Consider the following 16,346-nt stretch of genomic DNA (forward strand, 5'->3'; position numbering starts at 1 on the left):
TTTCTCCTTTTCGTGCTTTAAGTCATGGTGCGCCCATGCGCGACTATGAACGTTGTCTGTTGATCTTTTCCATCATTTCCTCTGCATTCCCGGACTTTGCAAGGGTTCCGTGTACATTGGAGAATATGATCGTTGCAATTTCAAGATCCGTCTTTTTCTGATGCCGCAGATAATACTGTATCTTTTCGATCGTGATGCGCATCGTCTCCTCCAGAATCTGATACTCTGCCAGAATGTCCAGCGCTTCCTCCGTCGTTATCGTCTCCAGCAGGCGTTTCACACACGCGATATCTGCCCCTGCCCGAACCGCCTGCGCCGCCATCAACTCTGCACGGCTGTCCGCATGGTGAGAATGGGTATTCATGATACCGCCGGATACTTTGATGAACTTTCCGATATGAGAGATAAACAGGATGCCCTTTACGCCCAGTGCCGCCGCCATCTCCAGTGTCTCCCCGATATAATTGCTGCATTTCATGCTGTATGTCAGGTCCAGCTCCATCCGTTCTCTGGAAAAGACTTCCCCATAATTTCCCGGTGTCATCACGAGATAACGTGCCCCCGCTTCGCAGAGCATTTTCATCTCCACACGGATGCTCTCGATCAGTGCTGCTTCACTCATCGGTATGACGATCCCGCTCGTGCCGAGTATGGAAATGCCTCCGACGATCCCCAGCCTCGGATTAAAGGTCCGAACTGCGATCTCTTCCCCTTTCGGAACCGATATCACAATGTTCAGTCCGCCCCGATAGCCCTGTTCCCTGCACACTGCCGCTGCTTCTTTCGCAATCATGCTGCGTGGAACCCGGTTGATCGCCGCCTCGCCTACCGGCTGCTGCAGCCCCGGTCTGGTCACACGCCCGACTCCCGTTCCGCCGTCAATATGGATACCCGGCTCTTCTGCCCTGGTAACTGCCGCATAGACCAGCGCTCCGTTCGTTGCATCCGGATCATCCCCGCCGTCTTTTCTGACCGCACAGCTTACCCGCGCATCTTCGACATGGATATCCTCGATCAGAAGATGCAGAAGGATCCCTTTCGGTGTCATCAGCGAAACCTCTTCCACCATCTTCCCGGTCAGCAGCATCATGGCAGCAGCCTTCCCCGCAGCCGCTGCACAGGATCCTGTGGTATACCCCAGACGCAGTGTTTTGTTGTCCTTGACGATAACATGCTCTTCCAGTCCTGTCCTGTGACTCATCACTTCTCCTTTGTGTCATCGAAAAACAACCGTTGTCTACGAAAAGACAACGGTTGTGTTGTTTCTTCATATATCTTCGGTGGCCGCAAACATATATGTTACTCTATGGAATGGGTATCTGGCTATACAGTAACGGACTTGCGCAGTAGTTTCAACTGCTTCCCCATAATCCACAAAAGTTAAGTTTTCCAAAATTCATTATAGTGGTTTTCGCGAATACTGTCAACAATTTGTCTGTAACATTTCAGAACGGTTTATTTGTATTTCCACTCTCTGAAAAATGTATGTCCCTTATATTTGAAGGCGCCACAGGCCTTCTCGTCCAGATTTAATTTTTCAAACGATGTATGGGTCATAAAGAACAGACAGTCGAAGTCTTTATTCTCAAATTCGTCAACTCCCGGAACGATACGTTTTTTAGTTATCCCATTCTTGTAGTTATTGTAAATCGTCGTCGCCTGTTTTGCCGCTTTCATGCTGGTGTAATTGTTGATTTTCCCCAGTGCCTCACTGTCATTATCGCGAATCCCTTCCAGAAGATCCGTCAGGCTGCCGTTTCTGGCCACTTCAAACTGCTGATTGGCATACACGACAAAATTCATGCTCGACGGGAATGAGCTGCTCAACATCCGGTTGTAGATGGTGAGCGCCACCATGATCTGGCCTTCCAGTCCCTGATTCCCGGCTTCTGTATACAGAACAGCTGCCAGGAATTCCATCTGTGTCACCTGATCAGAACCATTTCCGATCTGCGGGTCCAGATAGAACTGCGGTTCCACTTTATATGTCTTATTATTGAGCGGATCCGTGGCATAGACGTAATCTTTGCCGGCGATGTCCCGATAGATGCCATCGCTGTCAAAATAATATTTTTTGCCGTCGATTGTCTTGTAGCCGCCGGAGTATCTCATTCCTTTCACACCGTACGCGCCGGTGCGTTCAAAGAAGTACTTGTTTCCGTCTATTGTACGCCAGCCGGTATACATTTTGCCGATATTCCCGTCGGCGTTTCCCTTCTGGAAGTAGTAGACTCTGCCGTTCATTGTCCTCCAGCCGGTATACATCTGGCCTTTCGCCCCTGTATTTCCACCCATCTGGAAATAGTAGATATTTCCGCCGAGGGTCCGCCAGCCGGTGTACAGCATTCCCCGGTCTCCGGCTCCTCCGCCGATCTGAAAATAATATCTTTTGCCGTTCATCAGCCTCCAGCCAGTATTCAGTTTTCCGATATTTCCGTCACTGTTCCCCATCTGGAAGTAATAGACTCTGTTGTTCATGGTTCGCCAGCCGGTATACATCTGGCCCTTTTCTCCTTCTTTACCACCCATCTGGAAATAGTATGTATTTTCCCCGAGGGTCCGCCAGCCGGTGTACATCATTCCGCGGTCTCCGGCTTCTCCACCGATCTGGAAATAGTAGATTTTACCGTTCATTGTCCTGCGGCCCGTATACAGTTTTCCGATATTTCCATCACTGTTTCCCTTCTGGAAATAATAGACTCTGTTATTCATCGTCCGCCAGCCGGTGTACATCTGGCCTTTCGCCCCTGTATTCCCTCCCATCTGAAAATAATATGTATTTTCACCGAGCGTCCGCCAGCCGGTATACAGCTTTCCACGGTCTCCAAGACCGCCGCCCATCTGGAAATAATACCTCCTGCCGTCAATTTCCTGCCAGCCGGTCTTTAGTTTGCCAACATGACCGCCCGTATTATTTTTCTGGAAATAAAAGACCCGGTTATTCAATGTCTGCCAGCCGGTCGTCACCGCGCCTTCTGCCGAGCCTGACTCCCTGAAATAATATGTACTGCCGTCAATCATCTGCCAGCCGGTCTTCATTGCGCCCCTGACGCCTGCGGCCCCTGTCTCCGTCAGATAATAGGTGCCGCTTGGGATCGTGATCCAGCCCGTTTCAAGCCTGCCCCTGGAATCAAAGTAGTACCAGTATTTACCGATTTTCTCCCATCCCGGAGATGAGTAACTTCCATTAGAAAACCGATATCTGAGATCACCATTCGCCTCTGTAACCCATCCGGCTTTCACCCGTGCGGTCATTAGATCTTCCGGCTCCGTCTCCTGGCTTTCCGGCGTCACGGTGGCTTCCGGCTCTCCTGTGAGGTCAGGTTCTGCTGTCACTTCAGGTTCTTCCGTCACTTCTGGTTCTTCCGTTACTTCTGGTTCTTCAGAGGCCGGAGGCTCCTCCGTAACATCTGGTTCTTCTGTCATATCCGGATCTTCCGCTTCTTCTGTGACAGGCACCTCAGGTTCTGCTGTCACCTCAGAATTCTGATCACCATTTTGTGCGCCGAACGTCTGCTCGGGAACCATCAAAAATGCCATGCAGCAGATCAGTACTGCCGCCAGTATTTGTTTTCCTTTTCTTAAATGATGCTGTTTCATGTTCTCCCCTTTCTATTTTACAGCCTTCAATCTGTAAAATATTTCATCAGTCTGCGTATTTTAATTAAGTTCAACGTTATTATACAATTATTTCATTTCTTTTACAATATCGTTTCAATATCTTCAGACTCGAATGTATTTCATTCAGTCGTACTGCGTCAGATTCCACCTTTCTATGATATCACACAGCTTGTCTACATATTTTGGATCCGTCGCATAACCGCCTTTTTTTATTAATTCTATAGTTTTTTTATAATTTTTATTGCCGACGACCCCCTGATAGCGGAGCCGGCTTCCATTCTTCGCACCAGCCAGATAATCAGAATGATCTTTCACGCTCGCTGCATGAGTCCCATATTTCCGAAATATGGCAACCTCGGTATATATGTTGCCATCCTTATCATACTCGATCGTCTTTTTATTATATGTCGTCCCCTTCCAGTCCGAACTCCATGTATTACCAGACAAAGAGGCTTTCATCCCGAACAGATTGTTTGCCTGCATGGCAAGCTCCGTAGATCCATAACCGCTCTCCAGTATCGCCTGTGCCGTTGTTACAGAGGCCAAAATGCCCGTCTTTTGCATATCTTTATGCGCGATCGGACCGATATATGCGACAAATTCTGCATCTGTCATCTTCCGGCTCTGCAGAACACCCTCTGCGTTAAACAGATATTCCTGCCCCGCAATGTGTCTCCAGCCGCTATACATCTGACCTTTCTCTCCCGCATTTCCTCCCATCTGGAAATAGTAGGTATTCTCGCCGAGTGTCCTCCATCCAGTATACATCATCCCACGCTCAGAGGGGCCTCCGCCGATCTGGAAATAGTATTTTTTTCCATTCATCAGCCGCCAGCCGGTATACAGTTTGCCCATATTTCCATCCGCGTTTCCCTTCTGGAAGTAATAGACCCTGTTGTTCATGGTCCGCCACCCGGTATACATCCTTCCTTTCTCACCTTCATTTCCTCCCATCTGGAAATAATAGGTGTTTCCATTAAGATTCCTCCATCCAGTATACATCATCCCACGCTCAGAGGGACCTCCGCCGATCTGAAAATAGTATTTCCTGCCATTCATCAGCCGCCAGCCGGTATACAGCTTGCCCATATTTCCATCCGCATTTCCCTTCTGGAAATAATAGACACGATTGTTCAAGGTCTGCCAGCCGGTCTTCATCGCCCCTTTGATACCCGAAGCTCCCGTCTCCGTCAGATAATATGTACCGCTTTTGATCGTGATCCAGCCTGTTTTCATCCAGCCTGCCGCATCAAAATAATACCATTTAGAATCAATCAGCTTCCACCCGTTGGATGGATAGCTTCCGTCTGGATTCTGGTACCAGATTCGTCCGTCTGCTGCTGTTACCCATCCGGCTTTCACTTTAGCCATCATCAGATCTTCCGGCTCCCGGGAGATCTCTGACCCTTCCGGCTGGATTTCCGGTGACTCTGTGATCTCTGTCTCTCCCGTTATGTCCGGTTCTTCCGTCACCTCAGGTTCTTCCGTTGTTTCCGGCTCTTCTGAGACCGTTGGTTCTCCGGTGATTTCTGGTTCCCCTGTTATAGTTTGCCCTTCTGCTTCTTCCCCTGTCTTAGAATTCAGATCCTCCCCGAATGTCTGCCCGGGAACCATCAAAAATGCCATGCAGCAGATCAGTGCTGTCGCCAGTAATCGTTTTCCTTTTCTCATATGATGCTGTTTCATGTTCTCCCTTTCTATTTTGCAGCCTTCAATCTGCAAAATATTTCATCCGTCTGCGTACTTTGATTAAGTTCAACGTTATTATACATTTATTACATTTCTTTTACAATATTGTTTTTAATTATTTCTAGACAATATCTGTTTTTTTCTTATAAACATCGTCATATATGCCATTTTTTCCCATAAAAAGGCTGAATCTCTCTGGATTCCTGAGAGATTCAGCCTTTTATTTTTATTCCATCTATTCGGTCAGATAATAATGCAGACCAGACCGCCTTTGCTGTCGTTCACAATTTTCTGCATGGTATCCTGAAGCTTCACCTGGCTTTCATCGCTGATCTGTGCAATTTTCGTCCGGATTCCATCCTCCACCAGCTGTTCGATCGATTTTCCAAAAATGTTTGTCTGCCAGATTCCTTCCTCCTGATTGGCACTGTCTTTGATATAAGCGATCAGGTCTTTCGCCTGCTGCTCGCTTCCCACGATCGGAGCGATCTCTGTCTCGATATTCGCCTTGATCATATGAATAGACGGGCTTGCTGACTTGATCTTGACTCCGAACTTACTGCCCTGACGAATAATCGCCGGTTCTTCCAGCTCAATCTCGTCTTTTTCCGGAATCACAACACCGTAGCCGCAGCCGCGGACGGATTCGATCGCGTGCTGTACTTTCATATATTCCTTTTTCATCTGTGACATTTCTTTCAGAATGTGGATCAGCTGATATTCACCCTCAATCTCCACACCTGTCATCTCGCTGATGATCTGATAATAGTATTTTTCATCAATATCCACACGAAGCCTGATGATCCCCGTTGCCAGGTCAACGTTCGCCATTTCCAGACCGCTCACATACTCACTGTCGATTGTGACTGCATTCTGATAGATGTCCCGGATATACCGGAAATTTTTCATGATACTCCGGATGTGTTCCAGAAGATCAGCCTTCAGATGATGTGTGACAGGAAGCAGTTCTACCCACTTCGGTATGTAAAACTCCATCTGACGGATTGGAAATTCATACAGGATTTTTTCCAGTATCCGGATAATATCATCTTTTTTGAGCTGCTCACAGTTCACTGCCACTACGGAAGTCTGATACTTCTCCTGCATTGCAGCTACCATCTGTTTCGTTTCTTCTTTGTATGGCATCTGTGAATTTAAAATGATAAGAAATGGTTTTTTACATGCCTTGAGTTCCGCCACCGTGCGTTCCTCACTCTGCACAAAATTCTCCCTCGGAATCTCTCCGAAAGAACCGTCACACGTCACAAGCAGTCCGATCGTGGAATGATCACGGATTACTTTCTGAGTCCCCATCTCCGCCGCCTGATGGAACGGTATCTCATAATCGTACCATGGTGTCTTCACCATGCGTTCTTTTCCCTCTTCCATGTTTCCAACCGCATCTGATACGAGGTATCCGACACAGTCGATCAGACGCAGCTTCACATGGACATCCTCTCCGAGTGTCACGTCAATCGCTTCTTTAGGTACAAACTTCGGTTCCACTGTCGTGATCAGTTTTCCGGAACCGCTTACCGGTAGTGTATCTTTAATCTCTGACTGTTTTCCTTCTTCCGTTCCCGGAAGTGCGAGCACCTCCATAAAGCGACGGATGAATGTTGATTTTCCTGTGCGCACCGGCCCTACAACGCCAACTAAAAACTGTCCGCCAGTACGGGCTTGTATATCTTTGTAAACAGAAAATGTGTCCATTGCGTACCCCCTTACCTATACTGATATACTATATGCACAGGATGGGCAGAACATGCATATACCCCTCTGCCAAACAACAAAATGAGAGATTTTCATCTCTCACTTGGCATGGTAAAATCAATCCTTTGATTGTAGTATATTCAAGATTTTCCTGAAAACGGCTTCCCGGTTCTCCACCGTCACCTCCAGCACCGATACATCCTCCCGCTCTATAATTGCTTTTACAAACGGCATATCTGTCTTCTGCAACACCCCCAGCACAACCGGTTTCTCATCAAGACACCGGAAGAACGCTTTCTGAAACTCGTTCGCGTCCCGTTCCAGTTTCCCGACCTCATCCGCCAGCATCCATGCATCCGACTCCAAAGCCTCTTCCAGTATTTTTACTCCCAGTGTTTCAAACGTTTCCGTCAGCGGAACGCTTTTTCGTTCTTCCACACGTATGGATATCGGGCTGTCATTTTCGTAAGGCGGGATTCCATTCAGACCATGAAGATAATTGCCTTTCCGCTGACTGTTAATGAAAAGCGGGAACGTCTGATATCCGGTAGGCCTTACAGCCATCTTCTCGAACACGCGGTTTAAGATCGTAGACTTTCCAACCTGCTTCTCACCCGTCAGGAAAATATGCATTTTTCCCTCAGACTGTAACTTTGTTGCATTGACAGTCATTCGTTTCTTTGTTTCCTGATTTTTCGTTCTGCACTTTGCTTCCGTCTTGTGACAACCGCATTGACAAAACGTCGATACCGCATCCGGTGTCTTGAGGATCTGGACAGGAAACTGTACATCAGGAAGCTCCTCGATCAGGTCTGCAGCTTTGTTTGCTTCCCTCAGTATATTTACCGCCGGAATTTCTCCGAACCGCTCCTCGCTCTCCCCGATACGGCCGCTGATCAAAAAGGTGTAAGGATTCATGCGTTCTTCGGCGTCTTCTCTGCGGTGCGCACAGACGATCCGTGGGACCCCGGCCTCGTAATCGCCTTCTGCCAGTAAAATATCCACATCAAACATCGGAAAAAAAACATTATCATCCATACCATACGGATAGATCAGGCTCATCTCACGTTTCCCCCTGACTCCGATGATATCAGCTCCTGCTTTTTTGTGACGATCGGTATTGCTGCCCTCCTCATCCAGACTGAAATTCGGACAAAACACTGTTTTTACCGTTCCCACCCGATATCCGCGTTTTTTCAGTTCTTTAGTCAGTTCAGTAACCACTGTCGTTTTGCCGGACTTGCGGATACCTACGATGCTGCATATTTTCACTCTTACTCCTCCACGAATTCCACTTCAATAATGTCTCTGCACCAGCGCCTGCCAGTATCATCTCCCTCAGCCACAAGCCGGTACCGCACACTTCCGTCCCTGGCACACATCAGTACGTTATTCCTGCTATCCGCCAGTATCATCCGCTCTCCCGGCTCATCCGACAGAATTTCTCTGACCGGCACCGCGGTCACCATACCGTCCTCCGACTCGAATTCCACCTGCTGTACGCCATCCCAGCTTTCCCTGAACCGGCGCACCTCATATCCGGAATACTGCTCCTTCAGTTGTTCCCCGTGTTTCATTCTCTTCACGGTAACAGTAACCCGCGGTAATGTCCCGGCTATCTCCAATGGTATTCCCCCCATACTGCCAGCATATCCTCCTCACAGTCCGTTCCGTGTTCCCCGCCGCCGGCTCCTGCGTGCATGCCGTGATCACTGATGATCAGCATATTTCCCGAAAAGTCTTTGCTGATCCGGGCCATCCTGCTGTCCGTCTCCTGTAACTGATGTAAGGTCCGCCCGTCATACGGACCGCAGGTGTGCCCGCAGTCATCGATCTGGTGCAAATGAGCAAAGATAAATTCTGTTTTGGCGGCAATCTCGTACTGTACAGACCTGCAGATCCCTGCATCACAGCCCTCTCCATCACAGTCTGTATGGAGTTTTGGGCGAAACGAAGTTTTCAGGAGCACGCTGTCCCCCTCCAACCATGCAGCCGATACAGAAGCAACATCAAAGATCGTCGGATACGTGAGCTTCCTTACACTGCGGTCAGTAACACCGTGCTCCTGCGGCAACATACCGGTCAGTATCGTTGCCAGTGCCGGGTTTGTAAGCGACGGACTGACACTGGATACCGGACTGACAGAAAATGTACCGGTAATATACGGTATACAACCGGCATCTCTGGCATACTCATACATCCGATACCCAAAGCCATCCAGATACCAGACAAGCAGAGGTCCCTGAATCAGGCATTCTTTCATTTTCGCAAAAAAATCATTCAACATTTTCATTGGCTCACCTTATTTCGCTCTTTCAGGGTCTCGTATTCCTGCTGTGTATTTACATTTTCCACCATGTCCACTGAAAATCCCATCTCTTCCAAATCGATATATGTGGTCTTTACCCGGTCAAATAACGACCGGATTTTGTGAACCTTCTGCTCACGCATCTGCTCAAGTACGGGTAGCACGGTTTTTCTGTAAATCCCGCACAGCGGATGAAGTCTCCCGTCCGCACGCAGAATCAGGCATTCCTCATCGCCGGTCAGGCGATTCACAAGAGCTTCCAGAAGCTCGCCCGCAAGCAGCGGCATATCTGTTGCCAGAATCAGGCAGTACGGGTGTTTGACATGGCCAAGCAGCTGATAGATACCTTCCACTGGCCCATACCCCTGTATTTCATCCGTCGCCATCGGATATGGCAAAGCCGGATATTTTGCCGGATCATCTACGGATATCCAGATGTCATCACAGCAGCTGCAGATGCGGATCGTGTGATACAGAAACGACTCATCTTTGATTTCAAGGTACGCTTTGTTTTCCCCCATACGGGTACTCTTTCCTCCCGCCAGAATGCCGGCGCTGACTGGTATCTGCATAATTGCCTCCTCAGGATCTTTGAACGTTAACAGCTGCAACCCCCAGGGCATAGCAGCCATAGAGTTTGCAGCAGTTATAAATTTTCCACATTTTGCTATCAGCGGTCGAAAAAACGATACGCTTTGATGATACTTCCTTTCGGAAGCGGAGGGCTTCCGGCTTCAATCTCTCCGAGGATCTCACAGTCACGCATCGGATTGAGCATCCCGTTCCCCTGCTTTTTGGCAAACACAATCCACGCCTCACCATCGAGAATTTCCAGCGTTCCCGGTATCATCCTGCGGGACGGGCTTTTTTTCGGGAATGCATCGGCCATCTTCACCTTCAGCTCTTTCGTCTGATACTCTTTCATCCCTGACATTTTACGTATCAGAGGTCTTCCCAGCATAAAGAGTGAAACGGCTGCTGCCGACGGATTGCCGGAAAGTGCCAGTATGGGCTTGCCCTGATACACCGCGGCAATAAATGCCATTCCAGGCTTCATTTTCACTTTCCAGAATAAAATATTCGCTCCGATCCGCGTGAGCGCTTCTTTGACCATATCATAGTCTCCGACAGACACCCCACCGGTGGTTATCAGCATATCACTATCCGCCAGACCTTCCAGCATCCGGTCCGCAATGCGCTGTGCGTTGTCCTTCTCGATACCCAGAACCCGTGTATTCACATTCCACTGTTCCAGATAGGCATGTATCGCATAGATACTGCTGTTGCGAATTTTTCCCGGCGAAAGTTTCTCTCCGATGGCAATCAGCTCATCACCGGTGCTCAGCAGTGCCGCTGTGACCTTCCGGTGCACCTTTACGTTCTCATATCCGAGTCCCGCAAGCAGGCCGACAAGGGCAGGCGATATCAGCCGTCCCTTCTCCAGCACCAGTTCACCCTCTTTTACATCTTCACCAACCGGAACGATATTGCTGCCCTCTTTGGACGGGGCGAATATCTTAACCGTATCAGCGGTAAATGATGTATCTTCAAATTTAACGATCGCATCAGCACCCTCGGGTACCGGAGCGCCGGTCAGAATTTTGACCGCCTCTCCATCCCTGATCGCTCTTGCAGCAGTGCTGCCCGCCGGCACCTCTTCAGTCACCGCCAGCTGGACCGGAGTTTCTCTGGAAGCGCTCACGGTATCTGCCGCTCGCAGTGCATATCCATCATAGGGTGAACGCCTAAACGGCGGGATATTCTCCTTTGAAATCACATCCAGGGCCAGCACCCGTCCGTCCGTCTTATCCACCGGAACCCATTCAGTTTCGACCGGATTTCCCCAGGGAAGCAAAAGCCCGATCCCTTCTTCCAATGTCACCTTTTCAGGATACGTACTCATGTTCTGCCTCCATTATTATGCCTTCTCAATTTTAACTGCACAGACCTTATACTCCGGAATTCTGGCGTATTTGTCCAGTGCCGGGTTGGTCAGCCAGTTACAGTTTCCATCCGGAAAGTGGAACGGCATCCAGGATTCACCCTGTGACACTTTTCTTCCGACGCGTGCCGTCGATTCGATCTGGCCTCGTCTGGAAGATACTTTTACTTTATCTCCGTTTTTAATGCCAAGTGCATCTGCATCTTTAAAATTCATTTCAATAAAGGACTTACCTTCAATCTCCATCAGCCCCGGTGTTTTTCCGGTCATCGCTCTTGTCGTATAGTGATACAGAATACGTCCTGTCATCAGGATGATCGGATAATCTTCATCCGGAAGCTCTGCGGAAGGCACATACTCTGCCGGATAGAACCAGCCGAGCCCTCTGGAAAATTTGCCCACATGCATGATCGGTGTTCCCGGATGATCTTTGGAAAGACATGGCCACTGCAGCGTCTCACCGGCATCCAGCCTGGCATGGCTGATTCCTCCAAAGCTCGGTGTCACGGATGCGATCTCATCCATGATCTCGGCCGATGTCAGATATGGCTGCGGATATCCCATACGGTTCATGATATCGATAAAAATATCGGTATCCAGCCTTGCCTCTCCCGGCAGCGTCACGGCTTTTCTGACTCTCTGTACGCGACGCTCCGTATTCGTAAATGTTCCTTCTTTTTCTGCGTAGCTCACACCCGGCAGGATCACGTCGGCATACTGTGCCGTCTCTGTCATAAACAACTCGTTCATCACGACAAAATCCAGTGTTTCCAGCGCCTTGATGATGTGGCTTGTATCCGGATCTGTTACGATCGGGTCCTCCCCGAAGATATACAGCCCTTTTACCTCACCCTGGATCGCCTTAGGCCACACATCTGTCGCATGAAGTCCCGGCTCCGTGCTGAGTTTTGTCCCCCATGCCTTCTCGAACTTCTCAATGACTTCTGGATTTTTAACTTTCTGGTAGCCTGGGAAGTCACCCGGCAGTGCACCCATATCGCAGGCCCCCTGTACGTTGTTCTGTCCGCGCAGCGGATTTACACCGCATCCCTCTCTGCCGAGTTTGCCCACGAGCAGCGCCATGTTGGACATGGACATAACCCCTTCTGTACCGGTGGAATGCTCAGTAACACCGAGACAGTAGATAATCGGTGCTTTATCAGCCTTCGCATACATGATCGCCGCTTTTCTTAAGTCTTCCGGATCAATATGGCAGATCTCTCCTACTTTTTCCGGTGTATAGTCTTTTACGATTTCCTTAATCTTTTCATAGCCTTCTGTCCGCTCCTCGATAAACTTCATATCCTGAAGTCCCTCTTCGATGATCACGTGCATGATACCGTTTGCAAACGCAACGTTTGTTCCCGGACGGAGTTTCAGATGAATATCCGCATTCTGTGCAAGCCCTATATCACGCGGGTCTGCTACGATGATTTTGCATCCGCGCTGTACGGCCTGGCGGATCTGCATTCCCACTACCGGATGTGCTTCCTCCGGATTGGATCCTACCAGCATGATGACATCGGGATTCTGCGTAATATCAGCGATCGGATTGGTCATGGCTCCGGATCCCAGTGTCATCGCAAGACCTGCCACCGACGCCGAATGGCACACGCGTGCACAGTTATCCACATTGTTGGTGCCAAAGGCACAGCGAACCAGCTTCTGCATCATATAGATATCTTCATTCGGGGAACGCGAGCAGGCAAATCCTGCCAGAGCGTCGGGACCGTATTTTTTCTTAATCTCCATGAACTTGGATGCCACCAGGTCGAGCGCCTCATCCCAGGTTGCTCGCTCAAATTCACCCGTCTCTTTATTTTTGATCAGCGGGTATTTCAGACGTTCCGGCGAATGTACGAAGTCAAAGGACCCGGAACGGCCTTTGACGCAGAGCAGACCGCGGTTGGACGGACCGTCTGCCGCCTCTGTATCCACTACTTTTCCATCCTTTACGACCAGATAGTACTGGCATCCCGTTGCGCAGTGAGGGCATGTGGTCAGTACTTTTTTCTCTACCTGCCACGGACGGTATTCTTTTCTGCGCTTCATCGTCAGTGCCCCCGTCGGACAGGCTGCCACACAGTTTCCGCAGGACTCACAGGAGCTGTTCCTCCAATCCACACCGAACGGCGTGGAGATCACGGAATTAAAGCCGCGCTCTGCAGTATCAATCGCACCTCTGCCCACGATCTTATTACAGGTATTGACGCAGCGATGGCATAAAATACAGAGGTTCGGATTGTATGTGAAGAACGGATTGGAATCGTCTATCGGGAATTCCGTCATCTCGCCTTCATATGATGTCTTCTCCACTCCGTACTCATAGCAGTAATCCTGCAGCTTGCAGACACCGTTTGACGGACAGGAAAAGCAATCTGTCTTATGATTGGATAGCAGCAGATCCAAAACCCCTCTTCTTGATGCAATGACTTTCTCACTCTTTGTCTGGATCACATCGCCTTCCGACACGTGCGCGGAACAGGCGGTATCCAGTTTGCTCCATCCGCGGTTCTCGATTTCTACCATACACATACGGCAGGAACCATCCGGCATCAGTCCCTTGATATAACATAACGTAGGAATTGTGATACCCGCCGCCTCGGCAGCCTGCAGGATCGTCGTACCTTTCCCGACCTCTACAGGAATCCCATCGATTATTGCATGAATCATAGTTTCTCCTCCTTACTCAACGCAGACCGCATCAAAATTACAGCCCTCTACACAGGCACCACAGCGGATACATTTCGTCATATCGATCGTATGTGCTTTCTTCTTTTCTCCGGTGATCGCACCAGCCGGACAGTTCTTCGCACATTTCGTACATCCGATACATTTCTCAGCATCAATCTTATAAACCTTCATCGCCTGGCATGTATGGGATTTGCATTTCTTATCGACGATATGTTCCACATACTCATCCCGGAAAGTTTTTAATGTGCTGATAACCGGAAGCGGTGCGCTCTTGCCGAGTCCGCAAAGCGAATTCGTCTTAACAAAATCGGCGATCTCTTCCAGACGGTCCAGATCTTCCATCCTGCCTTTTCCCTCTACAATCCGCTCCAGAATCTCCAGCATACGCTTCGTACCGATGCGGCACGGCGTACATTTACCACAGGATTCCCGCTGCGTAAAGCTCATAAAGAATCTTGCCACCTCGACCATACAGGTATTCTCATCCATCACAACGAGTCCGCCGGACCCAACAATGGCATTGTATTTTTTCACCGAATCAAAATCCAGTCCTACATCGAGATGTTCCTTCGTCAGGCATCCTCCCGACGGCCCGCCGATCTGAACGCCTTTGAATTCTGCGCCGTCTTTTATCCCGCCGCCGATATCATAAATGATCTCACGGAGTGTGCTGCCCATCGGAACCTCAATCAGCCCGGTATTTTCGATAGCACCAGTGATAGAAAACGTTTTCGTTCCCGGGCTTTTCTCGGAGCCAATCGTACGGAACCAGTCAGCACCGTTTAATACGATCTTCGGTACATTTGCATATGTCTCAACATTATTCAAAACAGTTGGTTTTGCCCACAGACCCTGATCTACGGTTCTCGGCGGCTTCGTTCTCGGCATTCCGCGGTTGCCCTCTATGGATGCCGTCAGAGCACTTCCCTCACCGCAGACAAATGCGCCCGCTCCGCGGTTGATATGCATATGGAAGGAAAAATCACTTCCCAGAATATTGTCGCCGAGCAGCCCGCATGACTCCAGTTCGGAAATCGCATGGCGCAGCCGAGCCACAGACAGCGGGTACTCTGCACGCACATAGATATATCCCTCCTGCGAAGAAACTGCATATCCTGCTATCATCATGCCTTCCAGCAGTTTGTAGGGATCGCCTTCCATCACAGAGCCATCCATAAACGCACCCGGGTCTCCCTCATCTCCGTTACACACAACGTAGCGTGTCTGTTCCGCCTGACCGGCAACCTGTTTCCATTTCCTTCCAGCCGGAAATCCTCCGCCTCCGCGTCCCCGAAGTCCTGATTTGTCGATCTCCTCGACAACGTCCTCCGGCTTCATCTCAAACAACGCCCTGGCAAATGCTGAAAATCCGCCTGACGCGATATATTCATTCAGGGATACCGCGTCATACCTGCCGCAGTTTTCCAGCACAATCCGTGTCTGTTTTGCGATAAACGGAATCTCATCCGGATGTCTGTAAACTTTCTCTTTCTGCTTATACAGCAGTTCTTCAATCACCTCATCATGTCTGACACTCTTATCAAAGATCGCTGCACAGTCGTCCGGCTGCACTTTTATGTACTGAATGACATTGTCGCCCTTCTGGATACGCACCAGCGGGCCAAGTTCACAGAATCCCTGGCATCCGGTCTTCTTGATGCCCACGTGTTCCTTTTCATCATGGGGAGCAAATTCCAGTGTAACACCTGGAGCATCTTTTACGATATCCTGAAATGTCTGATAGATCTTTTCTGCACCGGAAGCAACGCATCCTGTCCCTGAACAGACGAGGATTCTGCAGTCAAACGCCTCCATTTCTTTCCGTGCCGCCTGGCGGACCTGTTCCAAATCATTTTTATTTTTCAGAATCATTTGCCATCACCTCTCAATTCACGAACCACCGCCACTGCTTTCTCCGGTGTCATCTTGGGATGCACTTCGTCATTGACTGTCATCGCCGGCGCCAGCCCACATGCCCCGAGGCAGGATACTGTTTCTACCGTAAACAACATATCGTCTGTGGTGCGTTTCTTTTTGCTTAGTCCCAGCTCTTTGTACAATGCTTCCAGAACCGGCATGGATTTCCTCACGTGACAGGCAGTACCGTCACAAACCTTAATAATGTATTTTCCTTTTGGCTCAAATGAGAAATTTTCATAAAAGGTTGCAACACTGTAAGCCTTTGCTTCTTTTATCCCAATTTCCTTCGCCACATACGTCAGCAGTTCCCCCGGCAGGTAACGGTATACCCCCTGGATGTCCTGCATGATCGGGATCAGCGAACCGGCTTTTTTGCCATAGCGCCCAATCACCTCATCTGCCACGTCATAATAAGACTGATCCAGCATAATGATTCCTCCTTGTATTCTCGTTTTCACT

12 protein-coding genes are annotated in these 16,346 nt (G+C 49.3%); all 12 read right to left on the bottom strand.

All coding sequences use genetic code 11. From position 1 onward, the window contains the following. Positions 1-43 precede the first annotated feature (43 nt). The 12 genes from cbiD to MCG98_RS13870 all read right to left on the bottom strand — a co-directional run bounded on the left by cbiD (position 44) and on the right by MCG98_RS13870 (position 16,315). A complete protein-coding gene (gene cbiD / locus MCG98_RS13815) occupies positions 44-1,201 on the bottom strand; it encodes a cobalt-precorrin-5B (C(1))-methyltransferase CbiD (protein ID WP_240302521.1) in 1,158 nt (385 codons plus the stop codon). A gap of 254 nt (positions 1,202-1,455) precedes the next feature. Continuing rightward, on the bottom strand, positions 1,456-3,600 hold the full coding sequence (locus MCG98_RS13820) for a cell wall hydrolase (RefSeq protein WP_240302522.1): 2,145 nt from the start codon (positions 3,598-3,600) through the stop codon (positions 1,456-1,458). 144 nt (positions 3,601-3,744) lie between these two features. After that, on the bottom strand, positions 3,745-5,307 hold the full coding sequence (locus MCG98_RS13825; protein WP_240302523.1) for a glucosaminidase domain-containing protein: 1,563 nt from the start codon (positions 5,305-5,307) through the stop codon (positions 3,745-3,747). A 246-nt stretch (positions 5,308-5,553) separates the two neighbouring features. Next, positions 5,554-7,023: a stage IV sporulation protein A gene (gene spoIVA, locus MCG98_RS13830; protein ID WP_240302524.1), complete on the bottom strand. Its 1,470-nt coding sequence runs from the start codon at positions 7,021-7,023 to the stop codon at positions 5,554-5,556. 117 nt (positions 7,024-7,140) lie between these two features. Continuing rightward, positions 7,141-8,295, bottom strand: a complete 1,155-nt coding sequence (locus MCG98_RS18975; protein ID WP_240302525.1) for a molybdopterin-guanine dinucleotide biosynthesis protein MobB — start codon at positions 8,293-8,295, stop codon at positions 7,141-7,143. Between the two features lie 2 nt (positions 8,296-8,297). After that, complete coding sequence (locus MCG98_RS13840; RefSeq protein WP_240302526.1) at positions 8,298-8,663, bottom strand: hypothetical protein; 366 nt, start codon at positions 8,661-8,663, stop codon at positions 8,298-8,300. After that, on the bottom strand, positions 8,639-9,316 hold the full coding sequence (locus tag MCG98_RS13845) for an alkaline phosphatase family protein (protein ID WP_240302527.1): 678 nt from the start codon (positions 9,314-9,316) through the stop codon (positions 8,639-8,641). The genes MCG98_RS13840 and MCG98_RS13845 overlap by 25 nt, the downstream gene beginning before the upstream one ends. Then, positions 9,313-9,903 (bottom strand): molybdenum cofactor guanylyltransferase, encoded by a 591-nt coding sequence (locus MCG98_RS13850; protein WP_240302528.1) that lies wholly within the window; start codon positions 9,901-9,903, stop codon positions 9,313-9,315. The genes MCG98_RS13845 and MCG98_RS13850 overlap by 4 nt, the downstream gene beginning before the upstream one ends. 98 nt (positions 9,904-10,001) lie before the next feature. Further along, the gene (gene glp, locus MCG98_RS13855; RefSeq protein WP_240302529.1) at positions 10,002-11,234 is read right to left on the bottom strand and encodes a gephyrin-like molybdotransferase Glp; all 1,233 of its coding nucleotides are present in this window, start codon (positions 11,232-11,234) and stop codon (positions 10,002-10,004) included. A 15-nt stretch (positions 11,235-11,249) separates the two neighbouring features. Continuing rightward, entirely contained in the window at positions 11,250-13,946 is a 2,697-nt protein-coding gene (gene fdhF / locus MCG98_RS13860; protein WP_240302530.1) for a formate dehydrogenase subunit alpha, read from the bottom strand. Positions 13,947-13,958: 12 nt separating this feature from the next. Continuing rightward, positions 13,959-15,839 (bottom strand): NADH-ubiquinone oxidoreductase-F iron-sulfur binding region domain-containing protein, encoded by a 1,881-nt coding sequence (locus MCG98_RS13865; protein ID WP_240302531.1) that lies wholly within the window; start codon positions 15,837-15,839, stop codon positions 13,959-13,961. Next, complete coding sequence (locus tag MCG98_RS13870) at positions 15,836-16,315, bottom strand: NAD(P)H-dependent oxidoreductase subunit E (RefSeq protein ID WP_240302532.1); 480 nt, start codon at positions 16,313-16,315, stop codon at positions 15,836-15,838. The genes MCG98_RS13865 and MCG98_RS13870 overlap by 4 nt, the downstream gene beginning before the upstream one ends. Positions 16,316-16,346 lie beyond the last annotated feature (31 nt).

Source organism: Ruminococcus sp. OA3 (genome assembly GCF_022440845.1).
In the GTDB taxonomy this organism is placed as follows: domain Bacteria; phylum Bacillota; class Clostridia; order Lachnospirales; family Lachnospiraceae; genus Ruminococcus_G.

Coding starts and splice junctions, on each gene's coding strand:
- cbiD (WP_240302521.1), bottom strand. CDS start 1,201: ATGAGTCACAGGACAGGACTGGAAGAGCATGTTATCGTCAAGGACAAC.
- MCG98_RS13820 (WP_240302522.1), bottom strand. CDS start 3,600: ATGAAACAGCATCATTTAAGAAAAGGAAAACAAATACTGGCGGCAGTA.
- MCG98_RS13825 (WP_240302523.1), bottom strand. CDS start 5,307: ATGAAACAGCATCATATGAGAAAAGGAAAACGATTACTGGCGACAGCA.
- spoIVA (WP_240302524.1), bottom strand. CDS start 7,023: ATGGACACATTTTCTGTTTACAAAGATATACAAGCCCGTACTGGCGGA.
- MCG98_RS13840 (WP_240302526.1), bottom strand. CDS start 8,663: ATGGGGGGAATACCATTGGAGATAGCCGGGACATTACCGCGGGTTACT.
- MCG98_RS13845 (WP_240302527.1), bottom strand. CDS start 9,316: ATGAAAATGTTGAATGATTTTTTTGCGAAAATGAAAGAATGCCTGATT.
- MCG98_RS13850 (WP_240302528.1), bottom strand. CDS start 9,903: ATGCAGATACCAGTCAGCGCCGGCATTCTGGCGGGAGGAAAGAGTACC.
- glp (WP_240302529.1), bottom strand. CDS start 11,234: ATGAGTACGTATCCTGAAAAGGTGACATTGGAAGAAGGGATCGGGCTT.
- fdhF (WP_240302530.1), bottom strand. CDS start 13,946: ATGATTCATGCAATAATCGATGGGATTCCTGTAGAGGTCGGGAAAGGT.
- MCG98_RS13865 (WP_240302531.1), bottom strand. CDS start 15,839: ATGATTCTGAAAAATAAAAATGATTTGGAACAGGTCCGCCAGGCGGCA.
- MCG98_RS13870 (WP_240302532.1), bottom strand. CDS start 16,315: ATGCTGGATCAGTCTTATTATGACGTGGCAGATGAGGTGATTGGGCGC.